The organism is Marilutibacter maris (assembly GCF_006546735.2).
GTDB classification, from domain to species: Bacteria; Pseudomonadota; Gammaproteobacteria; order Xanthomonadales; family Xanthomonadaceae; genus Marilutibacter; species Marilutibacter maris.
The window spans coordinates 1-22770 of the sequence record NZ_VICD02000015.1 but is presented as its reverse complement, the minus strand read 5'-3'; the positions used below and the strand labels follow the sequence as shown (position 1 = coordinate 22770).

Below are 22770 nucleotides of genomic sequence, written 5' to 3'. Positions count from 1 at the left end.
GCCGCGCACTGGCGGCGACCGCCAGCCGGCCGCGCCAGTTGGCCTGGATCGCCGGCCTGGTCGCCGCGCCGATCCTGCTGACCGTCGCGCTGATGCCGCGCATCGACTACCTGCCGCCGGTGCAGCGCGCCGCCGCCGACGCCAATATCGACCTGCCGCCGGGCATGAGCATCCAGCGCGCCGATCGCGAGATCGCGCCGATCCTGCTGGAGCGGATGCGTCCGTACATGGACGGCGACAAGCAGCCGAAGCTGCGCAACTGGTACCTGAACATCTGGGGCTCGGGCTCGGCCGCACTCGGCGCGCGCACCGAGGACCCGGGTCGGACCGACGACTTCCTGCGGATCCTGCGCGAGGAAATCACCGCCGACCTGCCCGACACCATGAGTTCGGTCTACCGCGGGCCCTTGTTCGGTGGCTTCGGCGGATCGGCGCGGGCGATCGCCATCCATCTGCAGCATCCCGATGCGGACGCCCTGATCGAGGCCGCCGAACTGGGCCGGCAACGGCTGACCGAACGCTTTCCCGAGGGCACCGTGCGGACCTGGCCGAACGTCGCCGCGGCGACACCCGAGCTGCGGATCGCGCCGGACGACCGGCGTCTGGCCGAGGTCGGCTGGCGGCGCAGCGACCTGGCCACGGTGGTGCGCACGCTCGGCGACGGCCACTGGCTGGGCGAGCAGTTCGACGGCGACAGCCGCATGCCGATCATCCTGCGCGGTGCCGACGAGCCCAGCCTGACCGGCCTACGGAGCGCGCCACTGGCGACGCCTTACGGCGGCATCACCCAATTGGCCGACCTCGCCCGCATCGACACCGTGCTCGCGCCCAGCCAGCTGCGCCGGCTCGACGGCCGCCGTACCGTCAGCCTGACCATCGATCCGCCCGCCTCGATGTCGTTGCAGGAGGCATTGGAAGTCGTCGACCGGGAGATCGTGCCGGCCCTGCGCGGCGAGCTTCCGTCCGACGCCGAGGTGCGGGTGTCCGGCAGCGCCGACCGTCTCGACGAGGTGGTCCGCACCATGGGCGGCAACTTCGCGATGGCCCTGCTGGTGCTGTTCATGCTGATGGCGGCGATGTTCCGCTCGCTGCGCGACAGCGCCTACGTGATGGCGACCCTGCCGATGGCGTTGCTGGGCGGCGTGCTCGGACTGCAGGTGCTGAACCTGGTTTCCGGCCAGAGCCTGGACCTGCTGTCGATGATCGGTTTCATCATGCTGCTGGGCATGGTGATCAACAACGCGATCCTGCTGGTCGCGCAGACCCGCGAAGCGCAGGCCGAGGGGCTCGACCTGGACGGCGCCTTGCACGAAGCGCTGAGCCGGCGCCTGCGGCCGATCCTGATCGCCGCGCTGACCGGAGTGATGGGCGCGCTGCCGATGGCGGTCAACCCCGGCCCCGGCGCCGAGATCTATCGCGGCATGGCCGTGGTCACGGTCGGCGGCATCGCGCTCAGCCTGGTGTTCACGGTGCTGCTGATCCCGGCGCTGCTGCGCCTGCTCGAGGCGCGCCGCGCGCGGGTGCCGGCGGCAGCGATGAGCGCCGCCGACGCCGTCGGTTCCGCCTGATCCCTTCCCGACCGCCCCTCCCCTGGTCCTACCGCGTATGGAGCCCCCCATGCCCACCCCCAAGAAAATCCTGATCGCGCTCGCCGTACTGGCGTCGGCGGTGCTGCTCTACCAGTTGCGCAGCGCTCCCGCGGACACCCGCGCGAGCAGCGACGCCAGCGACGGCGTCCCGGGCGCGGCCGCCGCCGAACGCGCACCCGCGGTGGTCCGGGTCGCCCCCGCCGTCGAAGCCGAGTTCGCGCCCCTGCACCACGCCTCCGGCAGCGTCATCAGCCGCCACGACGCGCGCATCGCCAGCGAACAGGACGGCCGCATCGTCCGTATCGCCGAGGTCGGCACCTACCTGCGCACCGGCGAGCCGCTGGCGGCGCTCGACGACACCGCGCTGCGCCTGCGCGAACGCGAAGCCTCGGCCGAGCTGGCCAGGATCCAGACCCAGCTCGGCCAGGCGCGCCGGCAGGAGCGCCGTTACGCGCAGCTGGCCGACGCGCAGAACATCGCCCGCGCCCAGTACGAGCAGGTGCAGGCCGACCGCGACGTGCTCGCGCAGGAGCACGCCCGCGCCGCCGCGTTGCTGGCGCAGACCCGTCACCAGCGTGAGCGGATGGTGATCCGTGCGCCGTTCGACGGCATGGTCGTCGAGCACCAGGCCGAGCTCGGCGAGTTCCTCGCCCGTGGCGCGACGGTCGCGCGCCTTGTCGACACCGACGGACTGGAGATCCAGGCGCGCGCACCGGTGTCGCTGGCCGCGCATCTGACGGTCGGCGGCCCGGTGCGGGTGCTGGCCGGCGATGCCTCCGGCGACCATCGCATCAGCGCCGTGGTCCCGGTCGGCGACGAGGCGTCGCGACAGCTGGAGATCCGCGTCGCCCTCGACGAGACCCGGCTTCCGGTCGGCAGCGCGGTCGAACTGGCGATCCCCGCCGACCGGCCCCGCCAGGTCGTCGCGGTGCCGCGCGATGCGGTGCTGTTGCGGCGCGACGGCAACTACGTGATCCGGGTCGACGACGGCGAGCGCGCGCAACGGGTCGCGGTCGAGCTGGGCGACGAACTCGACGAACTGGTCGAGGTCGACGGCCCGCTCAGCGCCGGCGACCTGCTGGTGGTGCTCGGTGGCGAGCGTCTCGAACCGGGGCAACCGGTACGGATCGAGGCGACCGAGGCGGTCGCCGTACAGGCCGGCTCAGGCCGCCACTACGCGGGGACGGCGCGATGACCCGACACGCCACCGCCACCCGTCTCGTGGTCGGGCCTCTCGTCGTCGGGCTTGTCCTCGGCACGCTGTCGCTGTTCCCAGCCGTGCTCGCGCACGCGGGAGACGCGCACGCTGGAGAATCGTCCCGGGCCGCGGTCGAACGACGGGTGCGGGAGGTGACGGCCGCGCAGAACCGGGCGACCACCCGCGGCGCCAACCGCGACGACGTCGAACGGCTGTACGCGATGTACAGCGCCGATTTCGTCTACGAGCATCCGATGATGGACGACAGCTACACCCGGCAGCAGTTGCTGGAGAACCATCTCGCCGGGGTGGACGAGGGCCGCTACGAGCGCTTGACGCCCGAGGCGTACGGCTACCGGATCGTCGGCATGATGCACGGCGACGATGCCGTCGCCGTCCTGCGCAGCAACGCGCAGATGGAGGGCCAGCCGCCGCGCATGGCCGTGTTCGAGTTCCGCGACGGCAAGGTCTCGCGGATACGCGAGTACTGGAACTACTGACGCGGTGCCGGCCCCGCGCTCCATCCGCCGCGGCCGCGGCGGCTCGGGCCTCGCCCGGGTTTCGCGTTTTCGTGGCCAACCGCCAGAATCACCGGCATGGACACCCTGATCCTTGCCCTCGACCTGGTCGGCACCTTCGTGTTCGCGCTCAGCGGCGCGATGATGGCGGTGCGTCGCCGGCTCGACCTGTTCGGCGTACTGGTGCTGGCCTTCGCCACCGCCAGCGCCGGCGGCATCCTGCGCGACCTGCTGATCGGCGCGACCCCGCCGGCGGCGCTGCACGACTGGCGCTACCCGGCGATCTGGATCAGCGCCGGACTGATCGCCTTCGCCTGGAGCCCCTGGATCGAACGTCTGGACCACCCGGTGCGGGTGTTCGATGCGCTCGGCCTGGCGGTGTTCGCGGTCGCCGGCACCGACAAGGCGCTCGGCGCCGGGATCGGCCCGCTGATGGCGCCGTGCCTGGGCATGCTCAGCGGCATCGGCGGCGGCATGCTCCGCGACGTGCTGCTGGCGCGGGTGCCGCTGGTGCTGCACGCCGAGCTGTACGCGATCGCCGCCCTGGCCGGCGCCAGCGTGGTCGCGATCGGCAATGTGCTGCAACTGCCCGCGGTACCGGTGACGGTGGTCGGCGCGGCACTGTGCTTCTTCCTGCGCCTGGCCGCGCTGCGCTACGGCTGGCACCTGCCCAAGGCATTGCAGGCGCCGCCCGGAGACGGCTCCGGATGACCGTCATCGGATTCCGTGTCGCCCGCGACCGGACTGTCACGCCGCCGCCCCCTGCTCCGTCCTGGCCACCATGACCATCGAAATCTTCGAAACTCACCGTGCGCGTCTGTTCGCGCTGGCCTACAAGCTGCTGGGCAGCCGCAGCGACGCCGAGGACGTGGTCCAGGACGCCTGGCTGCGCTGGTCGCAGGCCGACCGGGCCGCCATCCGCGACCCCGAGGCCTGGCTGGTCACCAGCGCCACCCGGCTCGGCATCGACCGTCTGCGCCAGTTGCGCCACGAACGCGAGCGCTATCCCGGCCCGTGGCTGCCCGAACCCCTGCAGGTCGACAGCGCGCCGACGCCCGAGCACGGCGCCGAGGTGGCCGACCAGGTGTCGTTGGCGTTCCTGACCCTGCTCGAGCGGCTCGGTCCCGAGGAGCGTGCGGCGTTCCTGCTGAAGGAGGCGTTCGATTACGACTACGCGCAGATCGCGCCGCTGCTCGGCCACAGCGTGGCCAACTGCCGGCAGATGGTGCATCGCGCCCGCGCCCGCCTGCAGGCGGACCGTCCGCGCTTCGAGGTGAGCGGCGACCGCCATCGCGAGCTGCTCGTGCGCTTCATGCACGCCTCGCAGTCCGGCGACCAGGCCGCGATCACCGGACTGCTGACCGCCAATGCGCGGTTGGTCTCCGACGGCGGCGGCAAGGTCACCGCGGTGATCCGTCCGTTGCTGGGCGCCGAGCGCATCGCCCGCCTGTACGCGGCGGTGGCGCGACGCGTTGGCGCCGGCATCGAGGCCCGCATCGGCTCCGCCAATGGCGAACCGGCGCTGCTGCGCTGGCGCGAGGGGCGGCTGCATTCGATCACCACGGTCTCGATCGACGGCGACCGCATCAGCGAAGTACTGACGGTGATGAATCCGGACAAGCTGCGGCGCTGGCAGCCTGTCGAGCATTGAGGCCCGCCGCCAGCCAGTATTCGCAGGCGCGGCGTAAGCCGCGATCGGGTTTGTCCATGAAAGCCTCATCGCGGCTTACGCCGCTCCTACGGTACAAGGGCTCCGGGCCAGCCCCCTGAGTCAGGGGGCGATTCGCATCGCAGATGCGAATGGGGGTGTGGCAGCGCATCGGTGGGGCCCAAGGTTTGCAGAGCAAACTTTGGGGATTCCCGGGCGCAGCCGGATATCGTTCCCCCCTGAGTCAGGGGGCGATTCGCGCCGCAGGCGTGAATCAGAAGTAGGCACTTGGCATCGCAGATGCGAATGGGGGTGTGGCAGCGCAACGGTGGGGCCCAAGGTTTGCGGAGCAAACTTTGGGGATTCCCGGGCGCAGCCCGGGGATCGCGGCTTACGCCGCTCCTACAGATGTGTCACGCCACAGCGCGCTGGGCCGTCTACCTCATGAAGCGGCCATGGTGGCCGCCATGAGAAGGAAACAGACGCCATGAATGCATCGCACATCGACTACTCCACCCTCGCCCCGCGCCCATTCCAGTTGCTGGCCCAGCTCAGCGGCCAGTTGTACAAGGGACCATTGGGTGGGCAACTGGTCGAGCTGGTCTCCCTGCGCATCTCCCAGCTCAACGGCTGCGTGTTCTGCCTGGACATGCACGCCGAAGCGCTGCGCCGCGCCGGCGTCGCCCAGCGCAAGCTCGACACCGTCGCCGCCTGGCGCGAGAGCCCGCTGTTCGACGCCCGCGAGCGCGCCGCACTGGACTGGGCGGAGGCCTTGAACGCGCTGGGCCATGCGCCGGTGCCCGACGATGCACTGGAGGCCCTGCGCGAGCAGTTCGACGAACGCGAGATCAGCGAGCTGAGCTTCGCGGTGGCCGCGATCCGCGCCTGGAACGTGCTCAACGTCGGCCTGCGCAAGCCACTGCCGGAAACGCCCTACGTCGCCGCCGCGGCCTGAGCCGCCCCCCGCCCCCGGCAACGGTCCGCGCGCATCGCGGGCCGTTGCGGCGTCTACGGATACACTGCCGCGACCCCGCTCACGGCAGCATCCATGCCCGCCTCCGCATCGTCCCCACCGTCGCCCCGGCCGAGTCTGCGCGAGCGCTTCGATGCGCTGCGCAACCTGCCGCCGTTCCTGCGCCAGATCTGGAGCACCAGCCCGGGGCTGACCCTGATGACCCTGGGCCTGCGCCTGGTCCGCGCGCTGATGCCGGTGGCGATGCTCTACGTCGGCAAACTGATCATCGACGAGGCGGTGCGCCTGGTCGGCGCCGGCACCGCGTTCGATGGCCTCGCCCCGGCCTGGCACAGCGGCGAACTGCAGCACCTGGCCTGGCTACTGGGCGCCGAATTCGTGCTGGCGATCGCCTCCGATCTGATCGGCCGGATGATCGGCTATGGCGACGCGCTGCTGTCGGAGCTGTTCACCAACGCCACCAGCATCCGTCTGATGGAACATGCCGCGACCCTCGACCTGGAGGACTTCGAGGACCCGGACCTGCAGGACAAGCTCGATCGCGCACGTCGCCAGACGATGGGACGCATGAACCTGATGAGCCAGCTGTTCGGCCAGGTCCAGGACGCGATCACCGTGATCAGTTTCGCCGCCGGCCTGCTGATCTACGCGCCATGGCTGATCGTCCTGCTGGCGATCGCGCTGGTGCCGGCCTTCGTCGGCGAATCGCACTTCAATGCGCTGGGCTACTCGTTGAACTTCGCCTGGACGCCGGAGCGGCGCCAGCTCGAGTACGTGCGGCAGATGGGTGCCAGCGTCGAGACCGCCAAGGAAGTGAAGATCTTCAATCTCCACACCTTCCTGATCGCCCGCTACCGCGATCTGGCCGATCGTTTCTTCCGCGCCAACCGCTCGCTGGCCCGCCGGCGCGCGTTCTGGGGCAGCCTGCTGGCGGCATTCGGCACCCTCGGCTACTACGTCGCCTACGCCTACATCGCCTGGCGCACCGTGCGCGGCGACTTCAGCATCGGCGACCTGACCTTCCTCGCCGGCAGCTTCCTGCGACTGCGCCAGCTGCTGGAGGGGCTGCTGATCGGCTTCTCGCAGGTGGCCGGGCAGGCGCTGTACCTGGACGACCTGTTCTCGTTCTTCAGGATCGAACCGGAAATCGCCAGCCCGCCCGACCCGCAGCCGGTGCCGCTGCCGATCCGCGAGGGCTTCGTGTTCGAGAACGTCGGCTTCCGCTATCCCGGCGCCGACCACTGGGCGCTGCGCGGACTGGACTTCCAGTTGCGCGCCGGCGAGGTGTTGGCCCTGGTCGGCGAGAACGGCGCCGGCAAGACCACCCTGGTCAAACTGCTGGCGCGGCTGTACGACCCCGACGAGGGCCGCATCCTGCTCGATGGCCGCGACCTGCGCGAGTACGACCTGGACCAGTTGCGCGCCAACATCGGGGTGATCTTCCAGGACTTCGTGCGCTACCACCTGACCGCGGGCGAGAACATCGGGGTCGGCCGGATCGAGGCGATGGACGACGACGCGCGGATCCGCGAAGCGGCGCGGCGGGCGCTGGCGGACGAAGTGATCCAGGCGTTGCCGCAGGGCTATGACCAGGTCATCGGCCGCCGCTTCAAGACCGGCGTCGACCTCTCCGGCGGCCAGTGGCAGAAGATCGCGATCGCCCGCGCCTACATGCGCGACGCCCAGGTGATGATCCTCGACGAGCCGACCGCGGCGCTGGACGCGCGTGCCGAATTCGAGGTGTTCCAGCGCTTCAAGGAGCTGTCCGACCGCCGCACCGCGGTACTGATCAGCCACCGCTTCAGCAGCGTGCGCATGGCCGACCGGATCCTGGTGCTGGCCGACGGCCGGCTGGAGGCCAGCGGTACCCACGACGCCTTGATGGCCGCCGGCGGCCGCTACGCCGAGCTGTTCGAGCTGCAGGCGGCCGGCTACCGATAAGCACGGCCCCCCGAAGGCATCGTAGGAGCGGCGTCAGCCGCGATGGGGCTTTCATGGGAAAGCCCGGTCGCAGCTCACGCAGCTCCTACAGAAGCGGTAGCCTCCTCATGTAGCAGCGGCGTCAGCCGCGAGAAGGCCCGGGAATCGCGGCTTGCGCCCGCGCCTGCGGGCGGGTCCATCGACGAGGCGCAAGCGGCCGACAGCGGCGGTACAGCGGCGGCGGCCGCATTCACGTAAAATTGGCGGATTCGTTCCATTTCCAGACCCCCACTCCCCCATGTCCGCAGCCTTCGGCACCGAGACCGTGCTGGACGTCCGTCACTGGACGGACGACTACTTCAGCTTCACCACCACCCGCGACGACGGCTTCCGTTTCGACAACGGCCAGTTCGTGATGATCGGCCTGCAGGTTCCGCAGGCGGACGGCTCCAGCAAGCCGCTGCTGCGCGCGTACTCGATCGCCAGCGCGAACTGGGAGGAGCAGCTGGAGTTCTTCAGCATCAAGGTGCCCGACGGTCCGCTGACCTCGCGCCTGCAGCACATCAAGCCCGGCGACACCCTGCTGATCGGGCGCAAGCCCACCGGCACCCTGCTGATCAGCGACCTGCATCCGGGGCGCAACCTGTACCTGCTGGGCACCGGCACCGGCTTCGCGCCGTGGCTGTCGATCGTCAAGGACCCGGAAACCTACGAACGCTTCGAGCGGGTGATCCTGTGCCACGGCGTGCGCGCCGCGCAGGACCTGGCCTACCGCGACTACATCCTCAACGAGCTGCCGCGGCACGAGTTCCTCGGCGAGGTCATCAGCCAGAAGCTGCGCTACTACCCGGCGGTGACCCGCGAGCCGTTCCAGTTCGAGGGCAACGACCACCGCGGCCGCATGACCGAGCTGATGGCCAGCGGGCGGATGATGGAACAGCTGGGCATCGAAGCGCTCGACCCCGAGCACGACCGCGCGATGGTCTGCGGCAGCCCGGCGATGCTGGCCGATTTCCGCGCCCTGCTGGACGAGCGCGGCTTCACCGCCGCACCGCGGATCGGCACGGCCGGCCAGTACGTGTTCGAGCGCGCCTTCGTCGAGAAGTAGACGGCCGCGCGGCATTCTCGTCCCCTGCGCGGTGGCGGAGATCCGCGCCGCTGCCGCCGTATCCGGACCGCGCCATCGGCGCGGCTGCCGCGTAGAATCGTCGGGATTCCGCTGGAGAGACGACGATGAAGATCCTGGTTCCGGTCGACGGCAGTCCGATCAGCACGCGCGCCGCGCGCTTCGCGATCAAGCTCGCCAAGAAGATGGACAAGCCGGCCACCCTCACCCTGCTGGCGGTCAGCCCGCCGCTGTTCCCGGGCGTCGAGCGCAAGATCGGCGCCACCGCCGCGCGCCGCCACCACGCCGAGGATCACGAGCAGATGCTGTCGGCCACGCGCAAGGTGCTGGCCCAGAGCGGCCTGGACGTGCATGAGCGCTGCGAGATCGGCGATGCCGCCGAGGTGATCCTGGCGGTCGCCGGCAAGGAGCGCAGCGACCTGATCGTGATGGGTTCGCACGGGCGCGGTGCGGTCAAGGGCCTGCTGCTGGGCTCGGTCTCCAGCAAGGTGATCGCCCAGGGCAAGGTGCCGGTATCGATCGTGCGCTGAGGCGCGCCCGCAATCGCCGGCGAAGGCGGCCGCCGTTCGCGGCCGCCGCCACGCTCAGCCCAGCGCGGCCTCGATGTCGCCACCCAGCGCCTCCGGCTTCTCGGTCGGCGCGTAACGCTTGATCACGCGACCGTCCCGGCCGACCAGGAACTTGCTGAAGTTCCACTTGATCGCGTCGATGCCGAGGAAGCCGCCCTTCTCGTTCTTCAGCCACTTCCACAGCGGATGGGCGGCGTCACCGTTGACGTCGACCTTGGCGAACATCGGGAAGGTCACGTCGTAGTTCAGCGAGCAGAAGTTCTTGATCTCGGCCTCGTCGCCCGGCTCCTGGTGACCGAACTGGTCGCAGGGAAAACCCAGCACCACCAGGCCGCGCTCCGCGTACTTGCGCGACAGCGCCTCCAGCCCTTCGTACTGCGGGGTGAAGCCGCATTTCGAGGCGACGTTGACCACCAGCAAGACCTTGCCGCGGTAGTCGTCGAGTGCGACGTCCTGGCCGTCGATGCCGGTGGCGGAGAAATCGTAGGCGGTGGTCATGACCGGATCCTTTAGTCGGTGGGGATAGCCCGACAGGATAGCCGTTCCGGCAAAGTCCGACCGCGCCGCCGGTCGCGGACTCCACGACCCGCCCGCCCCCGGCGCTCCATGAACGACAACGCCGGGACATGCCCGGCGCTGTCGCGGCGCGGCGGTCCGGGCCGCCGACGGTGACGTCAGAACGACGCCTTGAACTCCACACCGACCACGCGCGGCTCGTTGATGAAGCCGGTCAGGTTGTTGAAGTCGATGCCACCGACCGCCTGCACCTCGTCGAGGATGTTGCGGCCGAACAGGGCGACGTCGTACCTGCCGTAGTCCCAGTTGTAGCCCACCCGCAGGCCGCCCTCGACCAGCGACTTGCCGGTGAACTCCTTCGACTCGTAGAGGAAGTAGTTCAGCTCGCTGCGGTAGGACCAGTCGGTCAGCACGTAGAACTCGCCGCCGTTGTCCATCGGCAGGCCCCAGCGCGCGGTCAGGTTGTGGCTCCACTTCGGCGCCTGCGGCAGCGGGTTGCCGTCGATCATCGCCTTGCCGCCGACCATGGGGTCGGTGACGGTGCAGGCGGCACAGACCGATACCGCCAGGTCGTCGTCCTTGATCTCGGTGTCGTTGTAGCTGCTGCCCAGGCTCAGCATCAGGTTGTCGGTCAGCCAGGCCTGGAAGTCGACCTCGAAGCCCTTGCCCACGCTCTTGTCGGCATTGAGCAGGATGTTGGCGTTGGACGAGCCGCCGACCGCGGTCAGCTGCTGGTCCTTGACCTCGTAGTAGAAGACACTGGCGTTCAGGCGCGCGCGGCGGTCCCACAGGTCGGCCTTGATGCCGATGTCGAACGCGGTCGAGGTTTCCGGCTCGGCGACCGACTTGGCGTTGAACGCGCCGGCGGCCTGGATGCTGCTGCCGCGATAGCCGGTGGCGATGCGGGCGTACAGGTTGACGTCCTCGCTGAGCGCATAGGTGCCCGACAGGTCCCAGCTGAACTTCTTGTCCTCAGGCGAGGCCGACAGGTCGCCGTCGGGCTCCAGCGCGGCGAGCTGGTCGAGGGTGCACTTGCCCTCCAGCACGCAGGGCACGAAGCCGGTGTTCCAGTACTCCTCGACGGTCAGCTCCTTCTCGTCGACGGTGTAGCGCATGCCGCCGCGCAGTTCGAAGCGGTCGCTGACCTGCCAGGTGCCGGCGGCGAACAGCGCCCAGGAGTCGTTGGTCTGGCGCACCCGCTCGTAGCCGTCCTGCGCACCGCCGGCCAGCGAGTCGTAGCTGAAGCTTTCGACGTCGTAGTCTTCCTTGAAGTAGAACAGGCCGGCCTGCCAGTCGAACGCGGTGCCGGTGTTCGACTCGATGCGGAACTCCTGGGTCCACTGCGAGTGGTCGGGGATGCCGTCGGCGGTTTCCGACGCGAACGGAATCACGCCCGGGCCGGAATCCGGCAGGAACGAGGCGCCGTAGCCGCCGTCGATGTCGCCGCGGCTGTAGGTTTCCACCGACTCGTAGCCGGTGATCGAATGCAGGGTGTAGCTGCCCAGCTCCCAGCGCAGGCGGGCGCTGGCGCCGCGGCTGTCGAGCTCGGAATGGTTGAGGCCGTCCAGCGCGACCTTGTCCTCGTCGAAGCCGTCGACCAGGTCGTTGCTGCCGGGCTTGAAGATATTGGCGCGGAACAGGCGCGCGGTGCCATTGAGGTGACGCGCGTGGGCGTTGAGCAGCGCCTCGAAGCCGTCGCCCTCGTACAGGAACTGCACGCGCGCGGCGGACTCGTCGTAGCCCTCGAAACCGTCGTTCGGGCCGGGATAGGTGTTCTCGACCCAGTCGTCGCGGCGCTGGAACATCGCCGAGGCGCGCGCCGACCAGCGATCGCTGAGGCCGCCGCCGACGGCGCCCTCGAAGTTGATCATGTCGTCGCTGCCGTAGCCGAGCTTGCCGTAGCCGCTGAGCTCCTGCGACGGGCGCACCGAGTCGAACTTGACCACGCCGGCCGGGCTGTTGCGGCCGAACAGCGACCCCTGCGGGCCGCGCAGGACCTCGACCTGGGCCAGGTCGAAGATCGGGAAGCCCTTCAGGATCGGGTTCTCCTGGACGACGTCGTCGTAGACCAGCGACACCGGCTGCGAGGTGTTGAGGCGGAAGTCGGTGTTGCCGTAGCCGCGGATGTAGAAGCGCGGGAAGGCGCGACCGAACGAGGACTCGATGTTCAGGCTCGGCACCCGGCCGGACAGTACGCGCACGTCGCCGCCGTTGGAGCCGAGCACATCGAGGCTCTCGGTGTTGATCGCGGTGATCGACATCGGCACTTCCTGCGCGTTCTCGATCTTGCGCTGGGCGGTGACCATCAACGTATCGAGGGTCTTGGCATCGCTGCTGGTGACGGTGTCGTCGGTGGCGGTCGCGGCCTCCTGGGCGATCGCGGCCGGCGCGAGGCCGATCGCGAGCGAGGTGGTGATGGCGGCGGCCAGGGCGTGGCGGACGAGGACGTGCTTGGCGGTCATCTGGGTTCTCGGCAAGAAGCTGTCGGAAAGGGCTGTCTGGACGAACTGTCGAAACGAATGGAGCGCACCCTGGGGTACGCCGGATCGGCACGGGCGTGCCGGCATTGCTGGACAGACGGACAGGCCGCACGGGTGGCGCGGACATGTCCGGGTCGGACTGGACCGTCCCTTGACGGCCCGGGCGCGGCATTGCGCGCCCCGGAGGATCGCGTGGCAGGCGAATGTTACAACATCGTTAAGCCCAGCGTACCCCGGCGTACGCCGCCGGTCGGCCTGGCGGCGGTCGCGGGGACGGTGCGGCCCATGCTGCAAGCCCCATCGCGGCTCACGCCGCTCCTACAGGACTCCGGAAGCGTGGCCACCCGCTACGAAACAGGCTTCGTAGGAGCTGCGTAAGCTGCGACCGGGGCTTTCCCGGCACGACCTCATCGCGGCTGACGCCGCTCCTACGAAGCGCGCTTGCCTGCTCCATGGCCCCAGCCCCCTGAGTCAGGGGGCGATTCGCGCGTAGCGCGAATGGGGGTGTGGCAGCGCAACGGTGGGGCCCAAGGTTTGCGAAGCAAACTTTGGGAGATATCCGCGCGCAGCCGGATATCGTTCCCCCTGACTCAGGGGGCGATTCGCGCCGCAGGCGCGAATGGGGGTGTGGCAGCGCAACGGCGGGGCCCATGGTTTGCGCGGCCAACTTTGGGGATTCCCGGGCGCCGCCCGGGGATCGCCGCTTGCGCCGCTCCTCCCCCCTGCCTCCGCGGCAGGAGCGTACCCGCAACGCCGGACCGGCGCCGGCTCAACGGCCGCCGGCCTGCAGCCGCACCGGCGCCACGAACGGCTTGATCCCCAACGCCTCGTGGATCTCGCTTGGATAGTAGGCGCGATCGCCCTGCAGGACGAAGGCGACCTTGCGCACGTCGGCGATGTCGGCACTGGGGTCGCCGTCGAACAGCACCAGGTCGGCGCGCTTGCCGACCGCGATCGAACCGCGGTCGTCGAGCACGCGCGCGACCTCCGCCGCATTCCAGGTCGCGGTCTGCAGCGCCTCGCCCGGAGTCATGCCCGCCTGCACGTACAGCGCCAGTTCGCGCTGCAGGGTGAAGCCGACCATCTCGTCGGTGCCCGCCACCACCGGCACGCCGGCCGCATGGGCGCGGCCGACGAACTCGACCAGCTTGGCGAAGCTGCGGTCGTAGCGCTCGCCGGTCTCGGCGTCGGGAATGTTCATCTCGGCCGCGCGACGGCCGCGCTGGATGTCCGGCGGCAGGTGTTCGGCGACATCGGCGACGATCGGCGACATCTGCCCGTCGCGCTGGTGCAGGAACTCGAAGGTCGCCAGGGTCGGGTCGATCACCACCCGGTGCGAGACCAGGCTGGCGATGAAGTCCTGCACCGGTGCGCTGTCCAGGTCGAGCCCCGCGGTCTTGTCGGCTACCAGGTAGAAGCGCGCCAGGGTACGGGTATCGGTGTCCTCGTCGACGAAGAAGTTCAGCAGCAACTGGTTGATGTGCTGGATCTCGTCGTAGCCGGCGTCGATCGCGTCCTGCGCGCGCAGGAATGCCGGCACGTGGCCGCTGACCCGCAGGCCGCGCCGATGGGCGTAGGCGACGGTGTCCTTCAGGATCGCCTTCGGGAACGAGTTGTAGATCTTCAACTGCGGATAGCCGTGCGCGGCGTACCAGTCGATTGCCTCCCTGGCCCCGTCCAGGTCGCTGACGACGAAGCCGTTGCGCGCCGAGAAGTCGCTCTCGCCCTCCAGGAAGCCGGCGGCGACGATCCGCGGCATCATCAGCTTGCCGGCCTCGGCATCGCGGATCAGCTGCTGCAGGGTCGCGTTGTCGTTGCCCATGTCGCGCACGGTGGTCACCCCCGAGGCGAGGTTGAGGCCGCCGTCCCAGCGGCCGACATGGCCGTGGCTGTCGAACAGGCCCGGCAGCAGGACCCGGCCGCCGGCGTCGAGCACCTGGTCGGCGTCGATGTCTTCATCACCGGCGTCGCTGATCGAAGCGATGCGACCGTCGCGGACCAGGACATCGGCGGCCTCGCCCAGGCGTGCGTGCTCGCTGTCGAACACCCGGGCGTTGCGGATCAGCAGGCTTCCCGCGAGCGGATGCGCCAGCCGGTCCCGCAGATCGGCCAGCACCTTGGCCTCGGCCGCGATCTGGCGCTGCTCCAGGTCGGCCGCGCTTGCCTGCCAACCGTCCTCGATCAACTGCAGCCAGCCGGGGACGATGAAGGCGAACAGCCGCGGCACCTCGTCGGTGGTCGCCCAGACGAAGGTCGGGGTCAGGCCGACCCCGGTCAGCGCCAGCAGCTGCACCCGCTGCGGGCCCTGGCGGTTGGCGATGTCGACCGTCTCCACCGTCCGCATGGTCAGGGTGCCGCCGGGAATCAGCGGCAGCTTGCCGTCGGCGCGGCGCGCCAGCGCACCCAGGGCGACCGAGAGCGACTCGGGGGTGCCGCCCAGCGACGAGTACTGCGCGCCGTCCATGGCCGCCTGCTCGCCCTCGTCGGAGGCCGACTTCCAGCGCGCGACGCCATCGGCGATCTTGAAGGTTTCATCGACCGGAGCACCGAAGGTCGAACTGCCGCTGACCTGGTAGTCGCGGAAGGTGCCGTCGTCGGCGAGGCTGAAGCGCTCCTTCAGTTCCGGCCCGCGACCGTTGTCCTTGAACACGAAATCGACCTCGACACTGCCGTCGTCGTGGCGGGTCACCAACTGCTGGCCGGCCTGGCGACCGCCGTCGACGAGGGCCACATAGCGGATGGTCTCGGCGGCCTGGGCCGATGCGGCGAAACCCACCGACAACAGCGGAGCCAGCAGCATCAGGGCAAGCAGCGACAGAGGGCTGCGGCGATCGTGTGCGACGTGTGCGAAAGGGAGCAAGCGGTTGCGATGCATCGTGGACACTCCTGTCGGATGCCCGGCCCTGCCCGCGCGGGCAGTCGCATGGAACCGGTCGCGCAGCCCGGCTCGTGCTGGACCAGGAAATCATGGCGGCGCCACCGCGACCGCTGCGCCCCTGCCGGCCAGCGGATCGGCCCCTGGACGGATTGCGGCGGACGGCGTTGACGTGGATCGGATGCTGTCGTGGACACGGGTAAGACCCTGCCCGCCCGCGCACCATGCAGCATGCGCTGCCGACGGACAAGTCGCCGGGGTCACAGTGTCGCGGCATCGCCGCGGATGCGGCGGCGTACCGCCGGGGCGCGAATCGCGCCGCGCTAGCGGACGCAGTCGGCCAGGGGCATGTTCAGCGACTGCCAGGCCGAACCGTCGCGGGTCGACTCGGCGAACAGGACCAGGCCCAGTCGGCGCGGATCGGCACCCTCGGGCAACTCGATCGCGGTCTCGCCGACCACCGGCGCCCGGCCGACCGCCCACGGCCCCTTCAAGGCCCGCACCACACGATCATGGCGCAGGGTCAGCCCATCGTTCTCGCCGGCCCTGACCTGGGTGCTGAGCCCGTCCTGGTACAGCGCCAGCCACAACATGCCCTCGCCGGGCGCCTGTCCCGCGACCGGTTCGGCCCTAACCCCGACCCGCAACCGGGCGTCCTCGACCACGACCCGCAGCAGCAGCGAGACCGGCGCGGTACGTTCGCGGACCGCCCGCAATGCCCCACGCGCGCGGCGATCGTCGCGCCAGTCGAGCATGGTCTTGTCGCCGACCATCACCTGCGGGGTATAGACGGTACGCCCGTTGTCGAGCTTGATCCGCACGCGCTGGCGCTGGCTGTAGGCGGGATCGGCGAAGCGGTCGATCCACCCGATCTCGTCCCAGTAATCGACATGGAAGGCCAGCAGCGAGGTGCGTGCGGGGTCCTCCTCCCGCGACAGGGTCGACAGCCACTCGTCCGCCGGCGGGCAGTCGCTGCACCCCTCGGAGGTGTACAGCTCGACCAGTGGGGTCATCTTCGCTTCGCTGCCGACATCGCAGGCGATGGCCGCCTCGGCCGCAGCAACGCCCGGTAACGACAACCCGGCCAGCAGCGCCAGAGCGATACCCGGCAGGCCTCGTGGCAAGTTCCTGTGCATCCGGTCGCGCATCGACTGCCTCCATCGAACCATCGACAAAACGAGGGGGTAGACCCACAAAATGCAGTCATCTACGTCGAAATAGCACTCAACTTCGACGACTGCCCGGAAAAGCGATTCGCAACCGCTGCCACCGCGGCGGTTGCCGGCGCGGGCCATGATCGCCATGGAAGCGTGCCGCAGCGGGCCAATAAAGCCCCGATCGGCCCCGACCCGACAGAACCAATCACCCGATACGGTACGTATGCCGGCCCGGCAGGGTTACCCCGGACGGCCGCCCTCCGGCCCGAACATGGCTTTCGTCAGGGGCCGCTCCCGGCCCCATCCGTTAGGCTTCGGGATTCCTTATGACGAGGTTCGCCTGATGAAACACCCGCTTGCGCTGGCCCTGGCCATGGCCCTTGGCGTCGTCGCCCTGCCCTCCCATGCCCAGTCCTCCGATGGTGCCGCCGCCGTGTCCCCTGCCCTCGCCGCCAACCCGTTCATGCAAGAAAGCCCGCTGCCGCTGCACTACCCGCAGTTCGACAAGATCAAGGACAGCGACTTCGCGCCGGCGTTCGACTACGGCATGGCGCAGCACCTGAAGGAAATCGAGGCGATCGCCAACAATCCCGAGGCGCCGACCTTCGAGAACACCATCATCGCGATGGAGAAAGGCGGCCAGGTGCTGGACCGCGCGCTGACCGTGTTCTTCAACCTGGTCGGCACCGACACCAACGACACCCGCAACAAGCTGCGCAGCGAATACGCGACCAAGCTCGCCGCCCACCAGGACGCGGTGGCGCTCAACGGCAAGCTGTTCGAGCGCGTCGACGCGCTCTACAACACCCGCGACTCGCTGGGCCTGGACGCCGAGGGCGTGCGCCTGGTCGAGCGCTATCACACCAATTTCGTGCGCGCCGGCGCCAAGCTCGGCGAGGCCGACAAGACCCGGCTGAAGGAAATGAACGCCGAGCTGGCCGCGCTGGGCACCCAGTTCAGCGACAACGTGCTGAAGGAAGTCAACGCCTCGGCCGTGATCGTCGACGACGTCGCCGAGCTCGACGGCCTGACCGAGGCCCAGATCGCCACCGCCGCGCGCATCGCCAAGGAGCGCGGGATGGACGGCAAGTACGTGATCACCCTGCTCAACACCACCGGCCAGCCGCCGGAGTCGCAGCTGACCAACCGTGCCCTGCGCCAGCGCATCCATGAAGCCTCGGTCGCCCGCGGCAGCCACGGCGGCGACTTCGACAACCGCCAGATCATCTCCAAGGTGATGAAGCTGCGCGCCGAGCGCGCCAAGCTGCTGGGCTACCCGAACCACGCCGCCTACGGCCTGGAGGACCAGACCGCCAAGACCCCGGAGGCGGTGAACGCGATGCTCGGCCAGCTGGCCCCGGCCGCGGTCGCCAACGCCCGGCTCGAAGCCGCCGACCTGCAGGCGATGATCGACAAGGAACAGGCCGCCAAGGGCGAGCCGAGTTTCAAGCTGGAGCCGTGGGACTGGGCCTTCTACACCGAGAAGGTGCGCGCGGAGAAGTACAACTTCGACGAGTCGCAGCTCAAGCCCTACTTCGAGATGAAGAACGTGCTCGAGAACGGCGTGTTCTTCGCCGCCGGCAAGCTCTACGGCCTGAAGTTCAAGGAGCGCACCGACCTGCCGAAGTACCACCCCGACACCTGGACCTACGACGTCTTCAACGAGGACGGCTCGCAGCTGGCGATCTTCATCTTCGACCCGTACGCGCGCGACTCCAAGCGTGGCGGCGCCTGGATGAACTCCTATGTCTCGCAGTCCGGGCTCAGCGGCGACCAGCCGGTGGTCGCCAACCACCTCAACATTCCCAAGCCGCCGGCCGGCGAGCCGACCCTGATGACCTGGGACGAGGTGACCACCACCTTCCACGAGTTCGGCCACGCCCTGCACGGCATGTTCTCCGACGTGGAGTATCCGTTCTTCAGCGGCACCAGCGTCCCGCGCGACTTCGTCGAGTACCCCTCGCAGGTCAACGAGATGTGGGCCGACTGGCCGGAGATCCTGGCCAACTACGCCAAGCACCATCAGACCGGCGCGCCGATGCCGCAGGCGCTGCTGGACAAGGTGATCGCCGCGTCCAAGTTCAACCAGGGCTTCGCCACCACCGAGTACCTCGGCGCTGCCATGCTCGACCAGCGCTGGCACCAGATCGGCGCCGACCAGGTGCCCGACGCCGCCGGGGTGATGGCATTCGAAGCCAACGCGCTGGCCGCCGACGGCATCGACTACAAGCCGGTGCCGCCGCGCTACAAGACCCCGTACTTCAGCCACATCATGGGCGGCTATTCGGCCGGCTACTACGCCTACATCTGGTCCGAGGTGCTGGATGCCAACAGCGTGCAGTGGTTCAAGGACAACGGCGGCCTGACCCGCGCCAACGGCGACCACTTCCGCAAGACCCTGCTCTCGCAGGGCGGCAGCCAGGATGCGATGAAGCTGTTCCGCGACTTCGCCGGCCACGATCCGAAGATCGAGCCGCTGCTGGAGAAGCGCGGGCTGAGCACCGCCACCGGCGCGGCCGCTTCCGGCCAGTAAGCGCCACCCGGCCCCAAGCCAGGCCACGACGCCGCCCGGAGCGATCCGGGCGGCGTTTTTCGTTGCCGCGTCGTCGACGGTGGTCAGCTCGCCGCATCCACCCCGGCGTCCCAGTCCAGCCAGTCGCCGGGGGCCAGCGGCAGCACCGTGAGCGCCGTGCCGCGCGCGGCCTCGCGCAGGCGGCCGATCGGGTCCTCGACCTCGACGTACTCGTCCATCCCGCTCACCCCGTAGTGGATCGGCACCAATCGCCGTGCACCGAGGATGGTCGCCGCCGCCACCGCCTGCTCGGGCGTCAGCACCCCCGGCTGTCCGCCGGCCGGCTTGCGCCATCCGAAGCGCGCGCCGTTGACCGGCAGGAAGGCGGCATCGAAGGGGCCGTACTGGCGACCGATGCGCCACCAGTGGCCGTGCCACAGGGTGTCGCCGCCATGGAAAATGCGACGCCCGCCGGCCGACACCACCCAGGACATCTGCGGATCGCCATAGCCGTCCGAAGCCGGCACCGCGGTGGCGGTGAAGTCGCCCAGCAATTGCGGCTCCCACGCCGGCGCCGGCCACGCCCGCGCCGCCTCGGGCAGCGGACGCGGATTGCTGCCCACCGGATGCAGCAACACCCCACCCTGGCCCAGCGCGTCGGCGACCGCGGCGGCGTCGAAGTGATCGCCGTGCGCATGGGTGACCAGGACGTAGGCATTGCCCTCGATCGCGCCGACCGGGATCAGCGGGTCGGCGAGCTTGTCGCCCCAGGCCCCGGTACTGGCCAGCGGATCGATCAGCAGGCTCGCCTGCGGCAGCCGCAGACGGATGCCGGCCCAGGCCAGCCGCTGCACCCGCAGGCCTTCGTCCGTGGTCGCGGCACGGACACGCCCGCCCGGGAGCAGGTTCAAGGCCAGCAACCCGGCCGTGCCGGCCAGGAACCGCCGACGCCGCAGCCAGGGCCCGCGACCGGCTCCGCCACCGCCACTTCCTCCTCCACCCCTGCCGCCTGCGCCGCTCATACCGCCACCTCCGCGGCCGCCATCTCCTCGAGCGACGTGTCGAGCTCGAACACCGACTGCGCGGGGATCAATTCCAGGTTGTGGCGATGCCACCGGCGCTCGAAGGCACTCGCCTCGACCCCCGGTGCCAGGCAGTCCTCGATCGGGATCGCCGCGATCAGATCCGCGACCGCCACCGGCGCGGTCCCGGCACGGATCCGGACGACCCGCGCGCGCAGTTGCTGCAGATAGTGGATCGCGTTGTCGAGCACGGCCGCCGGAAAGTGGCCGACATGGCCGCCGACGACCCGGCCGCGACCGAATCGGCGGATCCGCCCGATCGCACCATGGATCAGTTCCGGATCGGCGCGGGACAGGTAGACGATGTTGCCGACGATGGCGTCGCCGACGCAGACCAGGTCGGCCTCGGGCGCGTCCACGCTGACGTGGTCCATGGTCTTGCCCGGGTTGTGCACGAAGCGCAGCCGGTGGCGGCCCCAGCGCAGGCTCAGCGCGGTGTCGAACAGCAATTGCGGCTCGCGATAGAACGCGTCGACCCGTCGGTTCTGCGCCAGGAAGGTGTGCCGGTAGTGCCGGTGCGCGATGGTCAGCGCGTCCGGGAACAGGCGCATGCCGGCGATGTGGTCGCTCATGAAATGAGTCGCGGCGACCGCGCGCACGGTCTTGCCCATCTCCCCGCACAGGATCCGGCGCAGCGCGTGGGCGTCCTCGCTGCTGCCCAGCGAATCGACCAGCAACGCATCGTCGCCGTCGAGGAAGGCGGTGGCGACCGACTGGTGGTCGTTGCCGACGAACATCAGCACGTCGGGGGCCAGGGCTTCGTGGCGGAGTGTTTCATGCTTCATCGCGGGTACCTCGGAAGAACGCATGTCGTTGCGATGGGCTCATCCTCGCCAGCGGTCCGCGGCGCGACAAACGACAAATTCCCGCCATCACATTAGAAAAAATAACTTGATACGATGCGGCATCGCTGCCGCGCCCGAGGCGACCGTGAAACCCCGCCACCCCGCCCCGCTCAATGCGCTCAGGGCCTTCGAGACCGCCGCGCGCTGCCTCAGCTTCCAGACCGCGGCGGCGCGGCTGTTCGTCACCCCGGCCGCGGTCAGTCAGCAGGTCAAGCGGCTGGAGGCCCATCTCGGCGTCAGGCTGTTCCACCGCGGCCATCGCACGGTCGAGCTGACCGCCGAGGGCGAAGCCCTGGCCACCACCCTGGGCGAGCTGTTCGCGCAACTCGACCTGGCCCTGGACCGCGCCACCGCCGCCGCCCACGCCGACCTGCGGGTCAGCACGATGGAGTCGTTCGCCGCCAAGTGGCTGGCGCCGCGCCTGTACCGTTTCCACCACGACTTCCCCGAGCTCAGGGTGCGGATCGAGACCGGCGACGGCCATGTCGACTTCGCCCGCGACGGCGTCGATGTCGCGATCCGCTACGGACCCGGCGGCTACCCCGGCGTGGATGCCGAACGGCTGCTGGAGGCGCCGGCGTTCCCGGTCTGCGCGCCCGCGCTGGCCGAGCACGCGTCGCACCCGCTGGCCGTGCCCGACGACCTGCGCCACCACACCCTGCTGCATGACGACAGCGCCGCCGATCGTCCCGGCGTGCCCGACTGGCCGGCGTGGCTGACCGGCAGCGGTGCGACCCGGGTGAATCCGTTGCCGGGCCCGGTCTTCGCCAGCATCTATCTGGCCCAGGAAGCGGCGATCGCCGGCCATGGCGTCGCTCTGGGGCTGGCGCCGCTGGTCGATGAGGACCTGCAGCGCGGTCGCCTGCGGCGCCCGTTCGATCATCGCGCCGACAACGCCTATGCGTTCTGGCTGGTGCGTCCGCGCGAGGCCGTCGTCCATCCGGCGCTGGACGCGTTTTGCGCCTGGCTGCGCCGCGAGGCCGCCGGTGCCAGCGGCGACGACTGCTAGCATTCTCGGCATGGCCATCGCCCCGCCCGTCGACGCCGAGGATGCCAGCCAGGCCCTGGCCGACTGGCTCGCGCCCCACCGGCGCCTGTTCGTGCTGACCGGCGCCGGCTGCAGCACCGCCTCGGGCATTCCCGACTACCGCGACAGCGATGGCGGCTGGAAACGCAGCGCACCGATCACCTGGCAGGCCTTCGGCAGCGATCCGCTTGCACGCGCCCGCTACTGGGCCCGCAGCCAGGTCGGCTGGCCGCGGGTCGCGGCGGCCCGCCCCAATCCGGCCCATCACGCCCTCGCCCGCCTGCAGGCGCTGGGCCGGGTCGAACGGCTGGTGACCCAGAACGTCGACGGCCTGCACCAGCGCGCCGGCAGCGCGGCGGTGATCGACCTGCACGGGCGCATCGACATGACCGTGTGCCTGGGCTGCGGACGCCGGTTGCCGCGCGACCGGGTCCAGTACCTGCTGGAAGCGGCCAATCCCGACTGGCTCGGACTGCAGGCAGCGTCGGCGCCGGACGGCGACGCCGACCTCGACGGCCACGACTTCGGCCGTTATCGGGTGCCGGGATGCGGCGACTGCGGCGGCCTGATCAAGCCCGACGTGGTGTTCTTCGGCGAGAACGTGCCGCGCGAGCGCGTCGCCGACGCGTCCAGCGCGCTGGCCCGCGCCGACGCGATGCTGGTGGTCGGTTCCTCGCTGATGGTCTATTCCGGCTACCGCTTCGCCCGCGCCGCGCGCGAAGCTGGCCTGCCGCT

Annotated in this window: 18 protein-coding genes; 12 read left to right on the top strand and 6 right to left on the bottom strand. The window is 69.8% G+C overall.

All coding sequences use genetic code 11. The features are described from left to right. From FKV24_RS01665 to FKV24_RS01625, 9 genes are all read left to right on the top strand, one after another. A partial coding sequence (locus FKV24_RS01665; RefSeq protein ID WP_141480962.1) for an efflux RND transporter permease subunit occupies positions 1-1568 on the top strand: 1568 nt, incomplete at its 5' end. A gap of 49 nt (positions 1569-1617) precedes the next feature. Further along, a complete protein-coding gene (locus FKV24_RS01660; protein WP_170288170.1) occupies positions 1618-2784 on the top strand; it encodes an efflux RND transporter periplasmic adaptor subunit in 1167 nt (388 codons plus the stop codon). Beyond that, positions 2781-3287, top strand: a complete 507-nt coding sequence (locus FKV24_RS01655) for a nuclear transport factor 2 family protein (RefSeq protein WP_141480960.1) — start codon at positions 2781-2783, stop codon at positions 3285-3287. Before FKV24_RS01660 ends, FKV24_RS01655 begins: the two co-directional genes overlap by 4 nt. Positions 3288-3383: 96 nt before the next feature. Continuing rightward, positions 3384-4016 (top strand): trimeric intracellular cation channel family protein, encoded by a 633-nt coding sequence (locus FKV24_RS01650; protein WP_111266543.1) that lies wholly within the window; start codon positions 3384-3386, stop codon positions 4014-4016. Positions 4017-4086: 70 nt separating this feature from the next. Then, complete coding sequence (locus FKV24_RS01645; protein ID WP_111266544.1) at positions 4087-4956, top strand: RNA polymerase sigma-70 factor; 870 nt, start codon at positions 4087-4089, stop codon at positions 4954-4956. Positions 4957-5440: 484 nt separating this feature from the next. Next, positions 5441-5908: a carboxymuconolactone decarboxylase family protein gene (locus tag FKV24_RS01640; protein WP_111266545.1), complete on the top strand. Its 468-nt coding sequence runs from the start codon at positions 5441-5443 to the stop codon at positions 5906-5908. Between the two features lie 93 nt (positions 5909-6001). After that, on the top strand, positions 6002-7867 hold the full coding sequence (locus tag FKV24_RS01635; RefSeq protein ID WP_141480959.1) for an ABC transporter ATP-binding protein: 1866 nt from the start codon (positions 6002-6004) through the stop codon (positions 7865-7867). A 277-nt stretch (positions 7868-8144) separates the two neighbouring features. Continuing rightward, entirely contained in the window at positions 8145-8954 is an 810-nt protein-coding gene (locus tag FKV24_RS01630) for a ferredoxin--NADP reductase (RefSeq protein ID WP_111266547.1), read from the top strand. Between the two features lie 125 nt (positions 8955-9079). Beyond that, positions 9080-9502, top strand: coding sequence for a universal stress protein (locus tag FKV24_RS01625; RefSeq protein ID WP_141480958.1), 423 nt, complete (start codon positions 9080-9082; stop codon positions 9500-9502). A gap of 54 nt (positions 9503-9556) precedes the next feature. On the opposite strand, the gene FKV24_RS01620 is transcribed toward FKV24_RS01625, so the two are convergent. From FKV24_RS01620 to FKV24_RS01605, 4 genes are all read right to left on the bottom strand, one after another. After that, on the bottom strand, positions 9557-10039 hold the full coding sequence (locus FKV24_RS01620) for a glutathione peroxidase (protein ID WP_111266549.1): 483 nt from the start codon (positions 10037-10039) through the stop codon (positions 9557-9559). Between the two features lie 176 nt (positions 10040-10215). Further along, a complete protein-coding gene (locus FKV24_RS01615) occupies positions 10216-12519 on the bottom strand; it encodes a TonB-dependent receptor (RefSeq protein ID WP_111266550.1) in 2304 nt (767 codons plus the stop codon). A 787-nt stretch (positions 12520-13306) separates the two neighbouring features. After that, positions 13307-15337 carry an amidohydrolase family protein gene (locus FKV24_RS01610; RefSeq protein WP_141480957.1) on the bottom strand — a complete coding sequence of 677 codons (2031 nt, stop codon included), beginning with the start codon at positions 15335-15337 and terminating at the stop codon, positions 13307-13309. A 398-nt stretch (positions 15338-15735) separates the two neighbouring features. After that, positions 15736-16536, bottom strand: a complete 801-nt coding sequence (locus FKV24_RS01605) for a DUF1223 domain-containing protein (protein WP_170288169.1) — start codon at positions 16534-16536, stop codon at positions 15736-15738. A gap of 406 nt (positions 16537-16942) precedes the next feature. On the opposite strand from FKV24_RS01605, the gene FKV24_RS01600 reads away from it, so the two are divergent. Then, positions 16943-19102, top strand: a complete 2160-nt coding sequence (locus tag FKV24_RS01600; RefSeq protein ID WP_407067519.1) for a M3 family metallopeptidase — start codon at positions 16943-16945, stop codon at positions 19100-19102. Positions 19103-19185: 83 nt separating this feature from the next. Here the strand turns inward: FKV24_RS01600 and FKV24_RS01595 are convergent, their stop codons facing one another. Next, entirely contained in the window at positions 19186-19992 is an 807-nt protein-coding gene (locus tag FKV24_RS01595) for an MBL fold metallo-hydrolase (protein ID WP_211371749.1), read from the bottom strand. A gap of 107 nt (positions 19993-20099) precedes the next feature. Then, the gene (locus FKV24_RS01590; RefSeq protein ID WP_170288168.1) at positions 20100-20948 is read right to left on the bottom strand and encodes an MBL fold metallo-hydrolase; all 849 of its coding nucleotides are present in this window, start codon (positions 20946-20948) and stop codon (positions 20100-20102) included. A gap of 145 nt (positions 20949-21093) precedes the next feature. On the opposite strand from FKV24_RS01590, the gene gcvA reads away from it, so the two are divergent. Continuing rightward, entirely contained in the window at positions 21094-22017 is a 924-nt protein-coding gene (gene gcvA, locus FKV24_RS01585; protein ID WP_170288167.1) for a transcriptional regulator GcvA, read from the top strand. Positions 22018-22027: 10 nt separating this feature from the next. Next, positions 22028-22770, top strand: a 743-nt coding sequence (locus tag FKV24_RS01580; protein WP_141480952.1) for an NAD-dependent protein deacetylase, incomplete at its 3' end; no start/stop codon positions are given.